This window comes from uncultured Tateyamaria sp., assembly GCF_947494755.1.
In the GTDB taxonomy this organism is placed as follows: domain Bacteria; phylum Pseudomonadota; class Alphaproteobacteria; order Rhodobacterales; family Rhodobacteraceae; genus Tateyamaria.
The window spans coordinates 86971-104373 of sequence record NZ_CANLVZ010000002.1 but is presented as its reverse complement, the minus strand read 5'-3'; the positions used below and the strand labels follow the sequence as shown (position 1 = coordinate 104373).

General features: G+C 61.9%; 17 protein-coding genes. 14 read left to right on the top strand and 3 right to left on the bottom strand.

What is annotated here, in order from left to right:
• The first annotated feature begins 16 nt into the window (after window positions 1-16).
• From proC to Q0908_RS03090, 3 genes are read left to right on the top strand one after another with little or no spacing between them, the layout of a single operon-like run.
• Window positions 17-829 carry a pyrroline-5-carboxylate reductase gene (proC, locus tag Q0908_RS03100; protein WP_299280978.1) on the top strand — a complete coding sequence of 271 codons (813 nt, stop codon included), beginning with the start codon at window positions 17-19 and terminating at the stop codon, window positions 827-829.
• Window positions 822-1160 (top strand): tRNA-binding protein, encoded by a 339-nt coding sequence (locus Q0908_RS03095; RefSeq protein ID WP_299280977.1) that lies wholly within the window; start codon window positions 822-824, stop codon window positions 1158-1160. The genes proC and Q0908_RS03095 overlap by 8 nt, the downstream gene beginning before the upstream one ends.
• Window positions 1157-2113 (top strand): D-glycerate dehydrogenase, encoded by a 957-nt coding sequence (locus Q0908_RS03090; protein WP_299280976.1) that lies wholly within the window; start codon window positions 1157-1159, stop codon window positions 2111-2113. The genes Q0908_RS03095 and Q0908_RS03090 overlap by 4 nt, the downstream gene beginning before the upstream one ends.
• Window positions 2114-2121: 8 nt before the next feature.
• Here the strand turns inward: Q0908_RS03090 and Q0908_RS03085 are convergent, their stop codons facing one another.
• Complete coding sequence (locus tag Q0908_RS03085) at window positions 2122-2703, bottom strand: thymidine kinase (RefSeq protein WP_299280975.1); 582 nt, start codon at window positions 2701-2703, stop codon at window positions 2122-2124.
• Between the two features lie 425 nt (window positions 2704-3128).
• On the opposite strand from Q0908_RS03085, the gene Q0908_RS03080 reads away from it, so the two are divergent.
• The 3 genes from Q0908_RS03080 to Q0908_RS03070 all read left to right on the top strand — a co-directional run bounded on the left by Q0908_RS03080 (window position 3129) and on the right by Q0908_RS03070 (window position 5792).
• Window positions 3129-3587, top strand: a complete 459-nt coding sequence (locus Q0908_RS03080; RefSeq protein WP_299280974.1) for a hypothetical protein — start codon at window positions 3129-3131, stop codon at window positions 3585-3587.
• Window positions 3580-3786, top strand: coding sequence for a hypothetical protein (locus Q0908_RS03075; protein WP_366868635.1), 207 nt, complete (start codon window positions 3580-3582; stop codon window positions 3784-3786). Before Q0908_RS03080 ends, Q0908_RS03075 begins: the two co-directional genes overlap by 8 nt.
• Window positions 3787-3905: 119 nt before the next feature.
• The gene (locus Q0908_RS03070; RefSeq protein WP_299280973.1) at window positions 3906-5792 is read left to right on the top strand and encodes a patatin-like phospholipase family protein; all 1887 of its coding nucleotides are present in this window, start codon (window positions 3906-3908) and stop codon (window positions 5790-5792) included.
• Here Q0908_RS03070 and Q0908_RS03065 read toward each other — a convergent pair.
• Window positions 5789-6916: a beta-ketoacyl-ACP synthase III gene (locus tag Q0908_RS03065; protein WP_299280972.1), complete on the bottom strand. Its 1128-nt coding sequence runs from the start codon at window positions 6914-6916 to the stop codon at window positions 5789-5791. The two genes, Q0908_RS03070 and Q0908_RS03065, sit on opposite strands and share 4 nt — an antisense overlap.
• A 509-nt stretch (window positions 6917-7425) precedes the next feature.
• On the opposite strand from Q0908_RS03065, the gene Q0908_RS03060 reads away from it, so the two are divergent.
• The 5 genes from Q0908_RS03060 (at window position 7426) to Q0908_RS03040 (ending at window position 12311) form a co-directional block, all read left to right on the top strand.
• Window positions 7426-8460 (top strand): pyridoxal-phosphate dependent enzyme, encoded by a 1035-nt coding sequence (locus Q0908_RS03060; protein WP_299280971.1) that lies wholly within the window; start codon window positions 7426-7428, stop codon window positions 8458-8460.
• Complete coding sequence (locus Q0908_RS03055; protein ID WP_299280970.1) at window positions 8457-9605, top strand: Xaa-Pro peptidase family protein; 1149 nt, start codon at window positions 8457-8459, stop codon at window positions 9603-9605. Before Q0908_RS03060 ends, Q0908_RS03055 begins: the two co-directional genes overlap by 4 nt.
• Before the next feature lies 1 nt (window position 9606).
• Window positions 9607-10329 (top strand): Asp/Glu racemase, encoded by a 723-nt coding sequence (locus Q0908_RS03050; protein ID WP_299280969.1) that lies wholly within the window; start codon window positions 9607-9609, stop codon window positions 10327-10329.
• Between the two features lie 102 nt (window positions 10330-10431).
• Entirely contained in the window at window positions 10432-11664 is a 1233-nt protein-coding gene (gene otnK / locus Q0908_RS03045; RefSeq protein WP_299280968.1) for a 3-oxo-tetronate kinase, read from the top strand.
• Window positions 11661-12311, top strand: coding sequence for an aldolase (locus tag Q0908_RS03040; RefSeq protein WP_299280967.1), 651 nt, complete (start codon window positions 11661-11663; stop codon window positions 12309-12311). The genes otnK and Q0908_RS03040 overlap by 4 nt, the downstream gene beginning before the upstream one ends.
• On the opposite strand, the gene Q0908_RS03035 is transcribed toward Q0908_RS03040, so the two are convergent.
• A complete protein-coding gene (locus tag Q0908_RS03035; RefSeq protein WP_299280966.1) occupies window positions 12308-13903 on the bottom strand; it encodes a choline dehydrogenase in 1596 nt (531 codons plus the stop codon). The two genes, Q0908_RS03040 and Q0908_RS03035, sit on opposite strands and share 4 nt — an antisense overlap.
• Window positions 13904-14013: 110 nt before the next feature.
• Between Q0908_RS03035 and Q0908_RS03030 the strand changes: the two genes are divergently transcribed.
• The 3 genes from Q0908_RS03030 to Q0908_RS03020 all read left to right on the top strand — a co-directional run bounded on the left by Q0908_RS03030 (window position 14014) and on the right by Q0908_RS03020 (window position 17398).
• Window positions 14014-15243 carry a TRAP transporter substrate-binding protein gene (locus Q0908_RS03030; RefSeq protein WP_299280965.1) on the top strand — a complete coding sequence of 410 codons (1230 nt, stop codon included), beginning with the start codon at window positions 14014-14016 and terminating at the stop codon, window positions 15241-15243.
• A 126-nt stretch (window positions 15244-15369) separates the two neighbouring features.
• Window positions 15370-16038 carry a TRAP transporter small permease subunit gene (locus Q0908_RS03025; protein ID WP_299280964.1) on the top strand — a complete coding sequence of 223 codons (669 nt, stop codon included), beginning with the start codon at window positions 15370-15372 and terminating at the stop codon, window positions 16036-16038.
• A 1-nt stretch (window position 16039) separates the two neighbouring features.
• Window positions 16040-17398: a TRAP transporter large permease gene (locus Q0908_RS03020; protein WP_299280963.1), complete on the top strand. Its 1359-nt coding sequence runs from the start codon at window positions 16040-16042 to the stop codon at window positions 17396-17398.
• The last annotated feature ends 5 nt before the right edge of the window (window positions 17399-17403 follow it).

Here is a 17403-nt window from a genome sequence, read left to right as displayed (position 1 = left end):
GTGAGGGGATGTTTTCATGAATGACGGTCGGATCGCGGCCCGCGGGCTTGTGTTGCTGGGCTGTGGCAAGATGGGGTCCGCCATGTTGGCGGGCTGGTTGGCGCGCGGCCTGCCTGCCACCTCCGTGTGGGTGATGGATCCGGCCCCCTCTGACTGGCTGCGCGGCAGCGGTGTGCATGTGAACGCGACCTTGCCCGACGCGCCGGCTGTTGTCTTGATTGCCGTCAAACCACAAATGATGGGCGGTGCCTTGCCGACATTGGCGGGTTTTGCGGGTTCGGACACCGTGTTCGTGTCCGTGGCCGCAGGCACGCCGTTGTCTGCGTTTGAAACTGCGTTTGGTGCGGATACCCTGATCGTGCGCGCGATGCCCAACACGCCAGCGGCGGTCGGGCAAGGGATCACCGCGATCTGTGCGAATGCGGCGGGGCAAGGGGCTTTGGACGAGGCAGAAACGCTGTTGTCAGCGGTTGGTGCCGTCGTTCGCCTGGAGAGCGAGGCCCAAATGGATGCGGTCACCGGCGTGAGCGGGTCCGGCCCGGCCTATGTCTTTCATCTGATAGAAACCCTTGCGGCGGGCGGTGTTGCCCAAGGGTTGCCGCCAGAGCTGGCCATGACCTTGGCCAAGGCGACGGTGGCTGGTGCCGGCGCGCTTGCGCAGCAGGCCGATGAAGACCCCGCTCAGTTGCGCATCAATGTGACCAGCCCGAATGGCACCACCCAAGCTGCCCTTGAGGTTTTGATGGATGAAGAAACCGGCTTTCCCGCCTTGCTGCCCCGTGCAGTGGCGGCGGCGTCGGCCCGGTCCAAGGAGTTGGCCAGTGGATGAGATCAGCTTTGACGACTTTTTGAAGGTCGATGTGCGTGTGGGGCGTGTGGTGCGCGCCGAACCCTACCCGGAGGCGCGCGTGCCTGCGATCAAGATGTGGGTCGATTTCGGACCTGAGTTGGGAGAGAAGAAGACCTCGGCCCAGGTCACCGTGCATTACACACCCGAAGACTTGGTGGGGCGTCAGGTGATGGCGGTGGTCAACTTCCCCCCCCGTCAGATCGGCAAGTTCATGTCCGAAGTTCTGGTGCTGGGCTTTCCGGATGCCGACGGCGCGGTCGTCTTGGCGACGCCTGATGTGGATGTGCCCCTCGGAGGTCGGCTCCATTGAAGCGGGTCTGGATCACCCGGCCTTTGCCGGACACGGTCGTGGCGGCGGCGCGGGCGCTGGAGGCTGAGATTGTCGTGCGCCGCGAGACATTGCCTTTGACGGCGGAGGAATTGCGAGTCGCGTTGCGGGACTTTGATGTGGTGCTGCCGACTCTGGGCGATCAGTTTTCAGAGCAGGTGTTTGCGGATGTCCCCGGCCCGCGTTGCAGGTTGCTGGCGAATTTCGGGGTTGGGTACAATCATATCGACGTGGCTGCGGCGGCTGCGGTGGGTGTGCAAGTGACCAACACGCCCGGCGCTGTCACGGATGCCACAGCGGATATCGGCGTCATGTTGATGCTGATGTCGGCGCGCCGCGCGGGCGAAGGGGAGCGCATGGTCCGCCGCGATGCGTGGCCGGGCTGGCATCCGACGCAGATGCTGGGTCTGCATATGTCGGGCAAGACTGTGGGCATCGTGGGCATGGGCCGCATCGGGCAGGCCATCGCCCAACGTTGCCATTTCGGGTTCGGGATGGCGGTGCAGTATTTCAATCGCTCGCCTAAGGAGTTGCCGTTTGCCGCAACACGGGTCGAGGATTTGAACGCACTGGCCGCGGGTGTCGACTTTCTGGTCGCCGCTGTGCCGGGCGGGGGTGCCACACGCCATATTATTGACGCTGAAGTGCTGGGGGCGATGCAGCCTCATGCGCATCTGGTCAATATTTCGCGCGGCGATGTCGTGGATGAGGCGGCCTTGATCGCCACCCTTGAGGCGGGTCAGATTGGTGGTGCGGGTCTGGATGTGTACGAACACGAACCTGCGGTGCCGGATAGGTTGCAGGCGCTGGACAATGTCACGCTGCTGCCGCATCTGGGCACGGCGGCGCTGGAGGTGCGTACCGATATGGGGTTGATGGCGGTGGACAATGTGGCCGCGTTTCTGGCCGATAAAACACTGCCGAACCCCGTGTAGGTGGCACGCTAGGCGTCGGCCATTGCGGCACGCCAGTGACGGCGACACAGCGACACATAGGTTTCGTTGCCGCCCACCTGCACTTGTGCCCCGTCCGCCATGGTGCGCCCTTCAGCGTCTTGCCGGATCACCATCGTGGCGCGTTTGCCGCAATGGCAGATCGTGCGGACCTCGCGCATTTCATCGGCCAGCGCGAGCAAGGTGGCGGAGCCTGGAAACAGCTTGCCCTGAAAATCGACGCGCAGCCCATAGCACATCACCGGCACGCCGAGATCATCCACGACGCGGGCCAGATCCCACACCTGCTGTTCGGACATGAACTGGGATTCGTCCACAAAGATGCAGGCCACGGGCCCTTCGGCCAGCCGGGCCTCGATCTTGGCAAAGAGATTTTCGGAGGTGGTGAACGTGTCCGCGACTGCCTTGATCCCGATGCGGGATTCGATCTGGCCGGCGCCTGCGCGGTCAGCGAAATGGGCGGTCAGCAGATAGGGCTCCATACCCCGTTCGCGGTAGTTGTGGGCGGCTTGAAGCAGGACAGCGGATTTGCCTGCGTTCATCGTGGAGTAATGAAAATAGAGTTTGGCCATGGCGGCTGAATAATCGGGGCAGGAGGGCCGGGCAAGGGGCGGGCGGGTCCAAGGGGCGTACGCAATTGTTTTTTGCGCATCAAACCCCCGGACCGCTTTGGCACTGGGTGACTTTGGGCAGACGTCGGACTGCTTGCGCGCCCGCTCAGGGGATGGTGCCTGCCCTGTTACTCGTTACCGAAGACGGGCCCACCCCCCACTGACTGCCAGCATGGCTGGCCCGCTGTCCCCAAACAGCAGAAGTGGTCGGCAGACCCCACCCGGTCCCGATGCTGGGGGCACCGGGTACTCGTTACGTCCCGAAAACCGAAGGGACGAATAACAAATGACATTTCGTCTCGGCCCCATTAATGGGAAAAGAGCACTCCGGTTCCCCCCGACGTCTGAGTTGAATTGGGGTGCGCAGCGCAATAGAGGACGGGTAAATGGCCGGCATGAGCAGCTATTTGAAAAAGCATACAGAGGCGCTGGTAAAGGATGTGGGCATTGAACCGGCCTGCGTGCTGACCGGCAAATCCAAGGCCACCTTGGGTCGGTACTATTCCGACAATCCCGAACACGCGGACCGGTTCATGCCGATTGACGCAGTTGTGGCGCTTGAAAAGGCGGCGCGATATCCCCATGTCACCGCCGCGCTGGCCGAAATGCAGGGCATATCGCTCAGCTATGATGACCGTCGCCCCAACGCGGAACGCACCGGGGGTGTGAACAGCGATGTGATCGCGCTCAGCCAGCGGTTTGCAATATTGATGAGCGAATACCAGCAGTCCATCGAGGACGGTGTGATCACCGTGAACGAGGCCAAGCGCCTGCTCAAAGAGACGACGGGGCTGCAACAGGTGCTGATCGACATGAAGCTGCATCTGGAAGAAGAAAGTGGCTGACACGCCCGGCGCAGAGGACGACCTGCCGGCCTTGGTCAAGGCGGCGTTGCCTGCGATTGATATTGATGCGCTGCGCGGCTCCGACGATCCCGGCCATTCGCCCCGCATCCTTCTGCTGTACGGATCATTGCGCGAGGAGAGCTATTCGCGCCGCGCCGCCGAAGAGGCCGTGCGCTCTGGCTCTGCGAGACACCAATAGGCACCCATCCGCTGCCTGTGCGTTGCGCCCTCCGCCCGTTTCGGGTCTGGGCCCTATGATGCTTGCCTGCGCAGGCGCGGGCGGTGCAGTCTGCGCGTCATATTGAGGAGCCTCGTGCCGTGAAAGACAGTATCCGCCGCGCCGAATTGATCGAGCTGTTGCAGGGCATCGAAGGGTTCAGCGCGCTGGAGCCGGATGTGATCGAGCAGATGGCGGATATCGCAGAGTACCGCGATGTCGAACACGGCGCATTGCTGATTGTCGAGGGCGACCCGGCGGACGCGCTATACATCGTTCTCAAGGGGCGATTCACGGTGTTGGCAGGCCCTCGGGCCATCGCGGAAATCCGCATGGGCGAACCGATTGGTGAGTTGGCCTTTTTTGCCGGGGGAACCCGCACCGCCAGCGTTGTTGCCGCGCGCAACAGCACGGTGATGGAGTTGAGCCGGGAGGCTTATGACGCGCTGGCCGCGCGCACGCCTGCGCTAGCCAACGGGATCCTGGCGGCGGTGTCGCAGCGTCTGGCCCGCACCATTCCCGCCAGCCCCGGTCTGCGCCCCGCAGCAGGGCAGGTCTGTGCGGTGTTTCCCGGCGCAGGCCAGCCGATGGACCCGGCCTTTGTGACCGGACTGCGCGCGGCATTCGAGGGGGATGAGGTATGGACGATCCTGGATGCCACCTCCTGCGCTCCCGAGGCGCGTGGCACCGCGCAGGCCATGGCCAAGTGGCTGAATGCCCAAGAGGCGCGTCTTGGGCATCTGATTCTGCTGTGCCCTGATCCCGAGGCAGATCCGATCTGGGCCGATGTGGCGGCGAACAATTGCGACACGGTGATGATTGCACTGGCCAAGGACGGCGCGTGTCAGCCAGCCCACGCGCCATCGTCATTGGAAGAGCGGATCTATCAGGCAACGTTGCCGTCCCACCTGCATCTGATCCTGCACCGACCGCACAGCGACGCGCCAACGACTCAGACTGTGGGCTGGCTCAAGGATCGCCCGGTGGGCCTGCATCACCATCTTGCCCTGGACACGCCCGAGGATTTTGAGCGGATCGCGCGGTTCATTCGCGGGCAGGCCCTCGGCCTTGTGCTGTGCGGAGGTGGCTCTTTCGGCACCGCGCATCTGGGCGCGATCAAGTCGTTGCAGGAACACGGCTACCGCTTTGACTTTGTCGGGGGCACCAGCGTCGGATCCGCCATGGCAGGCGCGCTGGCATTGGGGCGGTCGCCGGATGCGATCATGGAGCAGTGCGAGGACATATTCATACGCTCCAAGGCGATGTCGCGCTTTGCGGTGCCGCGCTATGCGCTGCTGGATCACCACCGCCTCGATGCCGCGTTCAAAAAGCACTATGGTGGCCATGATGTCGAAGATTTGCCCGTCAACTTCTTTGCAGTGGCGGGCAGCCTGACCCACAATGATGTCAGCGTGATCCGCACGGGGCCCGTGTGGCAAGCCATCCGCGCCTCAACCGCGATCCCGGGTATTTTCCCGCCCTTCGTGCGCGCTGACGGCGAGGTGCTGATTGACGGGGGGCTGATCGACAATGTGCCCATGAGGGCTATGCGTCATCTGAAGCCGGGCGCGAATGTGGTGCTGAATTTTCTGCCGGGCAAGCCGTGGCTGGTGGCTGCGCGCTATGAGGACCTGCCCACGCGGATGCAGGCCCTTGCCGGGTTGCTCAGTAAGCCCAAAAAGGGGGTGCCATCCTACCCAACCGCTTTTGCCGTGCTGGCCCGCGCGATGGTCGTGAACGCGCGCAAACTGATGCGGCAGGTGGATGTGGAAAATGACGTGGTGCTGAACATTCCGGTGCTCAAGGGCATGAGTTTCATGAACTGGCGTCGCGGGCGCGAGCTGTTCGAGGTGACCTATGCGTCGATGGGGGCCGCGCTTGAGCGGAACCCGATGCCGCGCAGCGGACCCGCCCCGCACATGGCGCGCCTGCGCCGGGTGGCCGACATTGTCAGCACCATCACCGATGATCGCCTGAGCGAGCGTTAGCCGTGCCGCTCAACGATGACCGAGCCCACTGAATACCCAGCCCCGAACGAGCAGATGATGCCGAGATCGCCCGCGCTCAGATCGTCCGAATACTTCGAAAACGCGATGATCGATCCGGCCGAGGACGTATTGGCATACTCCTGAAGGATGTTGGGTTGTTCGCCTGGGGCCGGGCTGCGCCCCAGTACCTTTTTGCCGATAAAGTCGTTCATGGATTTGTTGGCCTGATGCAGCCACAGCCGTTTGAGGTGCTCAGCTGAAATGCCGGTATCGTCCATATGCTCGGCGATGTGGGTGCTGACCAAGGGCAGCACTTCCTTGAATACCTTGCGCCCGTTTTGCATGAACTGCATGTCGCGTCTGTCGGCGAGCCCATCGGGTCGCGAGCGACGCAAGTATCCGTTATTGTTGCGGATATTGTTCGAAAATGACGTGGCGCAGCGGGTGGACTTGATCTCGAAATAGGGGCCCTTGGCGTCCTCTTCCCGCTCAATCAGCATCGCTGTGGCCACATCACCAAAGATAAAGTGGCAGTCCCGGTCGCGCCATTCCAGATGGGCCGAACAGATCTCGGGGTTCACCACAAGCGCGGACTTGATCGAACCCGAGCGGACCATATCTGCCGCCGCCTGTATCCCGAAGGTGGCGGATGAACAGGCCACGTTCATGTCAAACGCAAAGCCGTCGACGCCAAGCAGGTCCTGTATCTCGATGGCGACAGCCGGATAGGCCCGTTCGAGGTTGGAGGCCGCGCAGATCACCGCCCCTACATCGCTCGCCGTCTTCCCCGAAGCCTTGAGCGCCTTTTGCGCCGCATCTACTGCCATTTCGGCCATGATCGAGGGTTCGTCATCGTCGCGTTGGCGCAGCAGCGGGTGCATGACGTCAGGGTCCAGAATGCCGGATTTGTCCATCACATAGCGGCGTTCAATCCCCGAAGCCTTAAGGATGAACTCCTCTGAGGAATGGGCCTTGGCCTCGACCGTTCCGGCGGCAATGGCATCCGCGTTTTCGGCGTTGAACCGGTCGGCATAGGCGTTGAAGGCCACGATCAGCTCGGCGTTCGAGATGGATTGCTCAGGCGTGAAGACGCCGGTGCCGGTGATGACGGGAGTATAGGTCAAGGCGCGCCCCTTTTGCGGGTTGTCAGGTTGGGAGGAACGTACAGGGGGGCGTGTAAGGGGGCAAGAGGGGGCGCTGTCATGCAGGCTGCAATACGACGTCTCGGTGTGCTGCGTTGTTCAAAAGGCTGAGAGTGCGATACCCCCATCCCGCATTCCTCAATCTTGACAACTTCTGCCCAAGGTAAGGGTGCCGGGTCCTGAACTGATTGGCTCGGCAAGCACAAGTGCGCTTCGTCGGCCACCAGTTGAACGCCGTGCTCCGGGACTTTGTGTCTGATCCCGGCGACGTCACATCAGGTCGAGGCGTCGATGATCCATCTGCGGTGGCATGCATCAACATGACTTGTGCGTCGCGCGCGCCATGCGCATGGTGACCGCGTTTGATGCTGAAAAAGGGTCCGGCCCGTGACGTCCATTGCCCGCCATGCCGCCTGCGGTCTGCGGACCGCCAGACGTTACGTGACCGACGCCAATTCGGCACCAAACCCCATTTGCCGGAGACTGAGCCGATGAACATTCTGAAAAATCCCTATGTGGGGACGGGCCTGAGCCACCCTGAATTGGCCGATGTGCCCTTTCCCAGCCCGGATGTGCAGGCCACCAAAGCGCTGCTTGCGCGCTGTCCTGTGGCGGGCGTGACCCCCTTGCATAGCGTACCCAGCCTCGCCGATGCGCTTGGTGTAGCCGAGGTATGGGTAAAGGACGAACGGGATCGTATGGGCCTCGGCAGCTTCAAGGCCCTCGGCGCGGCTTATGTGATCGCATGCGACGCTGAAAACGGCGCGGCGCGGGGAACCACTTACGTCACCGCCAGCGCGGGCAACCACGGGCTGTCCGTCGCTGCGGGCGCTGCGGCCTTTGGCGCGCGCGCGGTGATCTATCTGGCGCACACCGTGCCTGAAGCCTTTGCCGACCGTCTGCGCGCGACGGGGGCAGAAGTTGTACGCGCCGGGGACGATTACGAGGCAAGTATGGAGGCCGCGATGCAGGCGGCTGATGATATGGGTGCGGTGCTGCTGTCGGACAGTTCCTGGGCCGGGTACACGGCCCGTCCACATCAGCTGATGGAGGGCTACCTCGCACTCATGGCCGAGGTCTTTGACCGTATGAACGCGCCCACGCATCTGTTTTTGCAGGCCGGCGTTGGGGGATTGGCAGGGGCCGCTGCGGCCATTGCGCGCCGGCACTGGGGGGACGATCTGCGCATCATTGTGGTTGAGCCCGAGTTTGCGCCCGCGCTCATTGCCTCCATCAAGGCTGCCGGGCCGGTGCAAACGCAAGGCCCTGTGTCTGCGATGGGGCGGCTGGATTGCAAGGTGCCTTCTTTGATTGCGCTCAAGGGTTTGGCGCGTGACGCCAATGACTTCATCACGATCACCGAGGCCGAAGGGCAGGCGGGCGCGGATTTGGCTGATGCCCATAAACTCGGCTCCACCCCGTCTGGCGCTGCCGGGCTGGCAGGGGCTTTGGCACTCGGCGCTCAGCTGGGTCTGGGAGCGCAGTCGCGGGCGCTGTTCATCCTGTCCGAAGGCCCCGAGGCATGACAGGTTTTGCGCCGCAGGAATTCGAAGCCCGCGTGGCGCGCGCACGGGGTCTCATGGCACAGGCCGGGATCGAGGCACTGTTGCTCACAACCGAACCGGAGGTACGCTATTTCACCGGCTTTCTCACTCGATTCTGGGAGAGCCCGACGCGTCCCTGGTTTGTGATTGTCCCGGCGCAGGGTCAGCCTATTGCGGTCATCCCCTCCATCGGGGCACCGCTGATGGCGCAAAGCTGGCTTCGTGACATTCGGACGTGGCGCAGCCCTGACTACAGCGATGACGGGGTGTCGCTCGTCGCTGACACCATCGCCGAAGTGGTTCCGAAAGGGGGCCGGATCGGGGTGCCAAGCGGGCCGGAAACCCACATGCGCTTGCCGCTGGAAAGTTGGGCCGCGATCCGGGCCAAGTTGCCGGATCACAGCTTTGGCGATGATGCGCAAATCACCAAACAGATACGTATGGTCAAGTCGACTGCCGAGATTGCCAAGATCGAAGCGGCCTGTGCAATCGGCAATGCCGCCTTTGCCCGGGTCCCTGAAATCGCGCAGGCTGGCGTGCCCCTGGCCCAAATCTTTCGCGCCTTCCAGATGCTGTGTCTTGAGGAAGGGGCGGACTGGGTGTCCTATCTGGCGGGCGGCGCGGGGCCGGGCGGATATGGCGATATCATTGCCCCGGCCACCGATGCGCCGCTGCGTGCGGGCGATGTGCTGATGCTGGACACAGGCGTCGTGCGCGATGGGTATTTCTGCGATTTCGACCGGAACTGGTCGATTGGTCCGCCAGCATCCGAAACCCAGGACGCTTATGCCCGCTTGCTCGACGCCAGCGATGCCGCCTTTGAGATGGCCCGCCCCGGCGCGACTGCTGCGGACCTGTTTCACGCCATGGACAGCGTGTTGACGGGCGGTGCAGGCGGGTCGGATGCGGGGCGCTACGGGCACGGACTTGGCATGCAGTTGACCGAGTGGCCGTCGTTGATCCCGCAGGATCAGACCGTGCTTGAGGCCGGGATGGTGTTGACGCTTGAGCCGGGGATCGAGATCACGTTGGGCCGGACCTTGGTGCATGAGGAAAACATTGTGATCACCGAAACCGGTGCCCGTTATCTGTCGACGCCTGCGCTGCGCGACATTCCGGTGATCTAGGATGGCCTTTCCCTACACCCGTGCCGCAGACCCAAGGCCCAAGCTGGGGGTGATTGCCCTTCAGGCGGATCGCACGCTTGAGGATGATATGCGCCGCCTTCTGCCCCGCGAGGTCAGTTTGCTGGTGTCGCGTGTGCCCTCGGGGCTGGATGTGACACCCGACACCCTTGCCGCGATGGAGGGGCATCTGAGCACGTCCGCCGCGCTGTTTCCCGAAGGCCATGCCTTTGACGCTGTTGGCTATGGATGTACATCAGGCACCGCGCAAATCGGGGCCGTGCAGGTCGCGGCCAAAGTGCAGGCCGGTGCGCAGGCCCATGCGGTGACCGAACCCGTATCGGCCTTGATCGCCGCCTGCGCTGCCCTGACAATACAACGGATTGCCATCCTATCCCCATACGTCGTCTCGGTATCGGACTGCCTGCGCGCTGTGTTGCAGGATGCCGGGATTGCCACACCGACCTTGGGCAGCTTTGATGAAGCCGAAGAGGCCGCGGTCAGCCAGATCGATGCGCCCTCGATCCTTGCAGCGGCTGAAACGCTGATGCGCGGGGCAGAGGTGGAGGCACTATTCCTGTCCTGCACAAACCTGCGCACACTGGACGTGATCACGCCGCTTGAGGCCACGCTCGGGTGTCCGGTCTTGTCGAGCAATCTGGTGTTGGCGTGGGATATGCTGCGCCTTGCCGGACATGATGTGGGGATGCCACGCGATCTGCTGTGAAAGTCCCGAAATTCTTGGGCGATATGGGCGCGTGCTTGCACTTGCATTGCGCGCCGTGGTTTCGTGTCGCCAACCTGGCCGCACAAGAGGTAAGTACGCGCGATGAAACTGGGATGCATTGGTGACGATTTCACCGGCTCAAGCGATCTGGCCAACACGCTGGCCAAAGAGGGGATGCGCACGACCCAATACACAGGCGTGCCTTCTCATGACGCCGACCCATCCGTCGAGGCGGGTGTGGTTGCGCTCAAATCCCGCTCCATCGCGCCGCAGGAGGCGGTCCGCAAATCGCTGGAGGCCCTGGACTGGCTGCGCGCGCAGGGCTGCACCCAGTTCTTCTTTAAATATTGCTCGACCTTTGATAGCACGCCGGACGGCAATATCGGTCCCGTCGCGGATGCGCTGGCTGAGGCGCTGGATGCACATCAAGTCATTGTGTGTCCCGCGTTTCCGGGCACCGGGCGGTCCGTCTATCAAGGCCATCTGTTCGTGAAGGACGTCCTGCTGAGCGAAAGCGGGATGCAAAACCACCCGCTGACCCCGATGACGGACTCCGATCTGCGCCGCTGGCTGGCCGCGCAATCGCGCCATACGGTTGGGCATGTTGGGGTCGAGGCCGTCTTTCAGGGGGCCGACGCGATTGCCACCGCTTTGGCCGCGCAGCGGGCCGCAGGTCACCGTCATATCGTTGTCGATGCAATCCGCGACGCGGACTTGCGCGCCATTGGGGCGGCGGCGCGGGACCTGCCGTTGATCACAGGAGGATCGGGGGTAGCCCTTGGATTGCCTGCCAACTTCGGATGCGTGGCTGGCGCGGTGCCATGGCGGGGGCAGGAGGGGCGTGCGATCGCCGTATCGGGTTCGTGTTCCACCGCGACACGGGCGCAGGTGGCACAACACGCCCTCACCCATCCAACACGCGAGATCATCGCAGCGGATGTTATTGAGGGACGGTTGAGCGCGCAGGATATGACGGATTGGCTGTTGGAACAGACGGGCGTTCCGCTGGCCTACAGCTCTGCCGACCCCGAAGAGGTGCGGCGCGTGCAGGACCGGTTCGGACGTGATCGCGCCGCCGCAGCCCTTGAGGGGTTCTTTGCCGAGGTGGCCCAACTGGCCCGCGCGCGCGGCGCCGCGCGGATCATCACGGCGGGGGGTGAAACCTCGGGCGCGGTGGTTGAGGGGCTGGGGCTGACCACGCTCGAGATTGGTCCCGAAATCGACCCTGGCGTGCCTGCGCTGCGGGCGGGTTCTGATTTGGTCGTTGCGCTCAAGTCCGGAAACTTTGGCGCGCCGGACTTTTTTGCCAAGGCGAATGGGGTGTTGGCCGGATGAGCAGTGAAAGCGCCCTGCGCGAACAGATATGCGTTCTGGCCAAGTCGCTGTTTGACCGGGGGCTGACCCACGGCTCGACCGGCAATATCTCGGCCCGAACCGAGGACGGGGGGCTGCTGGTCTCGCCTACGGGCACCAGTTTCAGGCGGCTTGATCCGGGTCGGCTCAGCCGGTTTGACCCACGCGGTCAGCACGTTGCGGGGGACGCACCCACCAAGGAGATGCCGCTGCACGCGGCCTTTTACGACACGCGCAGCACGGCGGGCGCGGTGGTGCATCTGCACAGTTGCCATTCTGTCGCACTGTCGATGCTGCCGGGGGCGGATGTGGACAATTTCCTGCCGCCGCTGACGCCCTACGGGATCATGAAACTGGGCAAGGTGACCTTGCTGCCCTTCTTTCTGCCCGGTGATCCGGCGATGGGCGAGGCGGTGCGCAGCCTTGCTGGCAAACGCTCGGCGGTCATGCTGGCCAATCACGGCCCTGTCGTGGCAGGCAAGGATGTGGAGGCCGCGTGCAATGCCATTGAAGAGCTTGAAGACACCGCGCGCCTGGCGCTGATCACGCGGGGGCTGTCGCCCCAGGCGCTGAATGCCGACCAGATCGCAGCGGTGGTGCGCAAGTTCGACATAGACTGGGATGGCTAGGCGGACGCGCGGATCAGGTCGGATGCCTTTTCGCCAATCATGATGGCAGGCGCGTTGGTGTTGCCACTGACGATTTCGGGCATGATCGAACAGTCCGCGATGCGCAAACCCGCGATGCCATGGACCCGCAAATCAGCACCCACGACGGCGTTTTTATCCTGACCCATCTTACAGGTGCCCGTCGGGTGATAAATCGACGCGGTGTTGTTGCGGGCCCAGTCGAGCGTGGCGTCATAGTCGTCCATCGGTAGGTCCGCGTGCGGGCGGAACTCTTCCGAGATTTTCGAGGTGAGCGGGGCGTGGCGCGCGATCCGGCGGGCGATATTGACGCCCTCCACGATGGTGCGGCAGTCGGTTTCGGTGCTGAGATAGTTGGGGATGATCTTGGGGTAGGCGCGCCCATCGCTGCTGGCCAGTCTGATTTCACCTTTGGATTCAGGACGTAACTGACAAACCGACATGGTAAAGGCCGAGAATTTGTCCGCCCCTTTGCCTGGATTTTCGGCTGACAGCGGTTGGACGTGGAACTGAATATCGGGTGTTCCCAGATCGTCGCGGGTTTTCATAAAGCCGGTCGCGAGGCTTGCCGCCATGGTCATCGGCCCCGCACGGAACATCAGGTATTTGAGGCCGATCTTGGCCTGACCAAACAGGCTGCCCACTTCGTCGTTCAGGGTTGGTTCGTTGCATTTATAGACGAGCCGCGCCTGCAAATGGTCCTGCATGTTCTTGCCCACGCCGGGCAGGTCAGCGACCACATCTATGCCGTGTTCTTTCAGTTGTGCAGCCTCACCCAGACCCGACAGCATCAGCAGTTGGGGCGAGTTGATGGCCCCGCCGGACAGGATAACTTCGGACCGGGACGTGATCGTCTGCAGGTTGCCGCCCTTGTCGCGATAGGTGACACCGGTTGCGCGTTTATCGGTAATTTCGATCTTCTCGACCTGCGCGCGGGTGATGATCTGGAGGTTCTTACGGTCCTTGACCGGATTCAGGAAGGCAACAGCGGACGAACAGCGCCGCCCGTTGCGCGCAGTCAACTGGAAGAAGCCGACGCCTTCCTGTTCGGCCCCGTTGTAGTCGGGGTTGAACTTGTAGCCTGCAGCTTGCGCGGCGGCGACCCAGGCATCGGTGATCGGGCGCTGGATGCGCATATTGGAGACGGACAAGCCGCCCTGATCGCCGTGAAATTCGTCCGCGCCGCGCTCGTTTTTCTCGGACCGTTTGAACAACGGAAGCACATCGTCCCAGGCCCAACCGCGATTGCCCATCTGGGCCCACCGGTCATAGTCTTGCGGCTGGCCCCGCACATAGAGCAGACCGTTAAGCGAGGATGAACCGCCCAACACCTTGCCGCGCGGCCACTCGATGGAGCGCCCGTTCAGACCGGGATCGGGTTCGGTTTTGTAACACCAATCCACACTCGGGTTGTGAATTGTTTTGAAATATCCGACCGGAATGTGGATCCATGGGTTAAGGTCACGACCACCGGCTTCGAGGAGAATCACTTTTTTGGAGGGGTCCGCGCTGAGGCGGTTGGCAATCACGCACCCTGCGGAACCTGCACCCACAATGATGTAATCGGCTTCCATCGCCTCACCCTCCCTCGCGATTTCTAAAAAAAAGACTATGCAGATTGATCTCTCTGCGCTAGCATTTTCTGAGATAAAACGTCTCAATAATGTGCATCAGGGAGGATAGCATGGGAGTAGGAAACAAACTTGGCGGCATTTCACGCCGCGATTTGTTCAAAGTGGCTGGCCGTTACGGCATGAGCTCGACGCTTTTGGCGGCGGGCGGTTTTGGTGGCGCGATGAGCCTCGCCAACCTCGCAGCGGCGGCTGAGTCCACATATGAAAAGCGCTTTGCAAAGCCTGCCAAGCACACGCTCAAGTTCGGCGCTGCTGGCTTTAACCAGCGTAACCTGTTGATTGAACGGGCAGGTGCCTTGGAATTCGCCCGCGATCTGGAAAGCCGGACAGACGGCGAAATCCGCATCGAGTTCATCGGCGACAACCAGATTTGTGGTCAGCTGAGCTGTGTTGAAAAGGCCCAGCAGGGCATCGTCGACATCTATGCCGCCTCCACTCAGAACTCTGCCGGTGGCGCGCCATATCTGAACGTTCTGGACTATGCGTACATGTTCCGCAGCCGGGCTGATCAGTACTATTTCCTCTACAGCCCCGAATCACAGCGCATCCTGCGCGAGCCCTTCGAAAAGCGTCATGGCCTGAAATTCCTGTTCAGCCACGCCGAACTGCGCGGCATCCAGATGGGTCTGGGTTGGGAAGACAAGCCAACAATCACCAAACTCGAAGAGCTGTTTGGCACCAAGAACCGCGTGACGGGTACGCAGTTGGGCCGCATCGCGATGAACGCCCTGAACCTGAACCCTGTTCCGGTCGCGTGGGAAGAAACGCTTGATGGTCTCAAGCAGGGCCTGATTGATGGTGCGGAAACATGGGCCTCGGCCGTGGCATACGCCAACATGTCGCCCGTGGTCAGCCAGTCGGTTGATCTGCGCTTCTTCTGCGGCACCGAGCACACGGCGATGAACGCCTCTGTCTTCGACGGCCTTGATGGTGAGTTGCAGGATGCGGTGATGGAATCGTCCTACCTTGCTCAGGTTCACGTGCAGGCCGCCAACGAAGCTGCCCTGGTCAACACGGTGGGTCACTCTGATCCGCAACTGCCAAACACGATCTTTGCACAGAACAACGTGCGCAACGTGTTTCTGGCCGACGACCAGATCAAGATGGCCGAAGAGATGTGTTCGCCCGAGTTCCAGCCCCAACTGTGGGAAGACTGGCGCGAGCGGATCAACGGCTGGGCCGGTGGCATCGACACCTACCAGGACATCTACGACGAAGTGCGCAAGAACCCGCACACGTTGGCAGAAAATGTCGAACCCCGCCGCTGGTGGAAGGCGTAAAATTAGCACAAGATCAGTGGACTGGCCCCAAGGGGCCGGTCCATGTCACATAAATCCACCCATCAACGGGTGTGATGGGACCGCCTCATACATGGCGGCACAGGCGCAAAGACAGGGGGAGGCCAGATGTCAGTCTGGGCAGAAGCGATCGGGGTCTTTGCCTCGTTCCTCACAAACGACTCATTTGAAATGACGAACGCGCTGCGCACGGATGGTGCGTATCTTGCGTTTGCGATCCTGACGGTGGTTGCCGGGGGGCTGATGGCCTTTCTGTTCAAGCGCATGCCGTTGCTGGACCGCCACCTTGAGCGTACAATCATCATCTACGCCTACCTTATTATCGCGTGGATCATCTTTTCCGGGGTCATACAGCGCTTTGTGCTGAGCGGTCAGCCGCCCTGGTCGTCCACCATTCCGCCGCTTATCTTCATGGTTATGGTCTGGTTCGGATGCTCCTTTAACGTCAAGCTGCGCACCCATCTGAGTTTTTCCGAATTCCGCTCCAACATGCCTGCGCGCGCGCAGCTTGTGGTGCTGAGCATGGACGCCGTGCTGTGGCTGGTGTTCTGCGTGATCTGCATGACCACGACCGCGCGCATCGCAGCCAACTCCTCCGCCAACTTTCAGATCGTTCTGGGCACCGATGGGTTTATGCAGTGGTGGTTCATCATCACCGTGCCCATCGCCTTTATCGTGATGGCGGGCCGTGTGATCGAAAACCTGTTCGAAGACTATGACAACTATCGCAATGGCAGGCCCCTGATCGAACAGGCCGTCATCGGGGGAGATACCTGACATGACTGATGGATCCTGGATCACCCTGATCTCAATCGCTGTGACCCTGCTGTTCATGCTCGGCACGCCGGTGCTGCTGGTCATCTTTTACTGGACGGTCGGGTGCAGCCTGGTACTGGGCCTGCAACTGGACAACACGGGCAACGAGTTGCTCAACACCTTCAACAAGGGCTTTGCCCTGCTGGCAATGCCGCTGTTCATTCTGACGGGGGACCTCATCAACGTATCGGGCATTGCCAAACGATTATCAGACTTTGCCTATGCCTGCCTTGGCTGGCTGCGCGGCGGTCTGGCGATGGCGGCCATCGGAGCCTGCGGTCTGTTCGCGGCGATTTCGGGGTCGAACTCGGCCACCACAGCCACCATCGGTTCGATGTTGCACCCCGAAATGGTCAAGGGCGGATATGACGAACGCTTTAGCGCGGCCACGGCCGCTGCGGGCGGTACGGTCGGGATCATTATCCCGCCCTCGATCATCTTTATCGTCTACGGCTTCCTGATGAACCTTCCGATTTCGGACCTGTTTGTGGCCGGGATCATTCCCGGTGCGCTGATGGTGTTCGGGATGCAGTTCGCGGCCTGGATCATTTGCCGCCTGAACGGCTGGGGCGTGTTGATCCCGCTGCAGATCAACCGGGTGCTCAAGACCGCCTTCGGTGCGTGGCTCGGCTTTTTTGCCATCGGGCTAGTGCTTTGGGGCATCTACACCGGCAAATTCTCTCCCACCGAAGCGGCAGGGGTCACGGTCGGCTTTTGTATCATCGTGGGGCTGATTTGCTATCCGCTCAACAAGATGATGAAGCGGGACTCGGATCGGGATGTGAACGAAAAAGGCTATGGCGAGATGTTCGTGGTCGAAGGCTTCACCATCCCCCAGATCCCCTCCATCGTCGTCCGTTCCGCCCAGATCACCGGTATTCTGGCCCCGCTGATCGCGATTTCGATTGCGATGCAGCAGGTGCTGTCGGCCCTCGGCGCGCAAGAGATCATCGGAGGCTTTGTGACAGGCATGGGCGGCTATTACGCAGTCTTGTTCACCTCTATGGTCATCGTGTTCTTTTCGGGGATGATCCTTGAATCCCTGCCGGTGACGATCATTCTCGCGCCGATCCTTGCACCGATCGCGGCCACGGTCGGGGTCGATCCAATCCACTTCTCGGTGATCTTCTTGGTGGGCGCTTCCATCGGCTTCATCACGCCGCCATATGGGCTCAACCTCTACGTTGCGTCAGGTGTGACGGGGGTTCCGTATTTCAAGCTGCTCCGCTACATCTTGCCCTATCTGGTGGCGTTGATCTCGGTTTGGGTTATTGTCGCATTGACCCCCGAACTGGCGCTGATGCTCTTGCCAGAAAGATAAAGCGC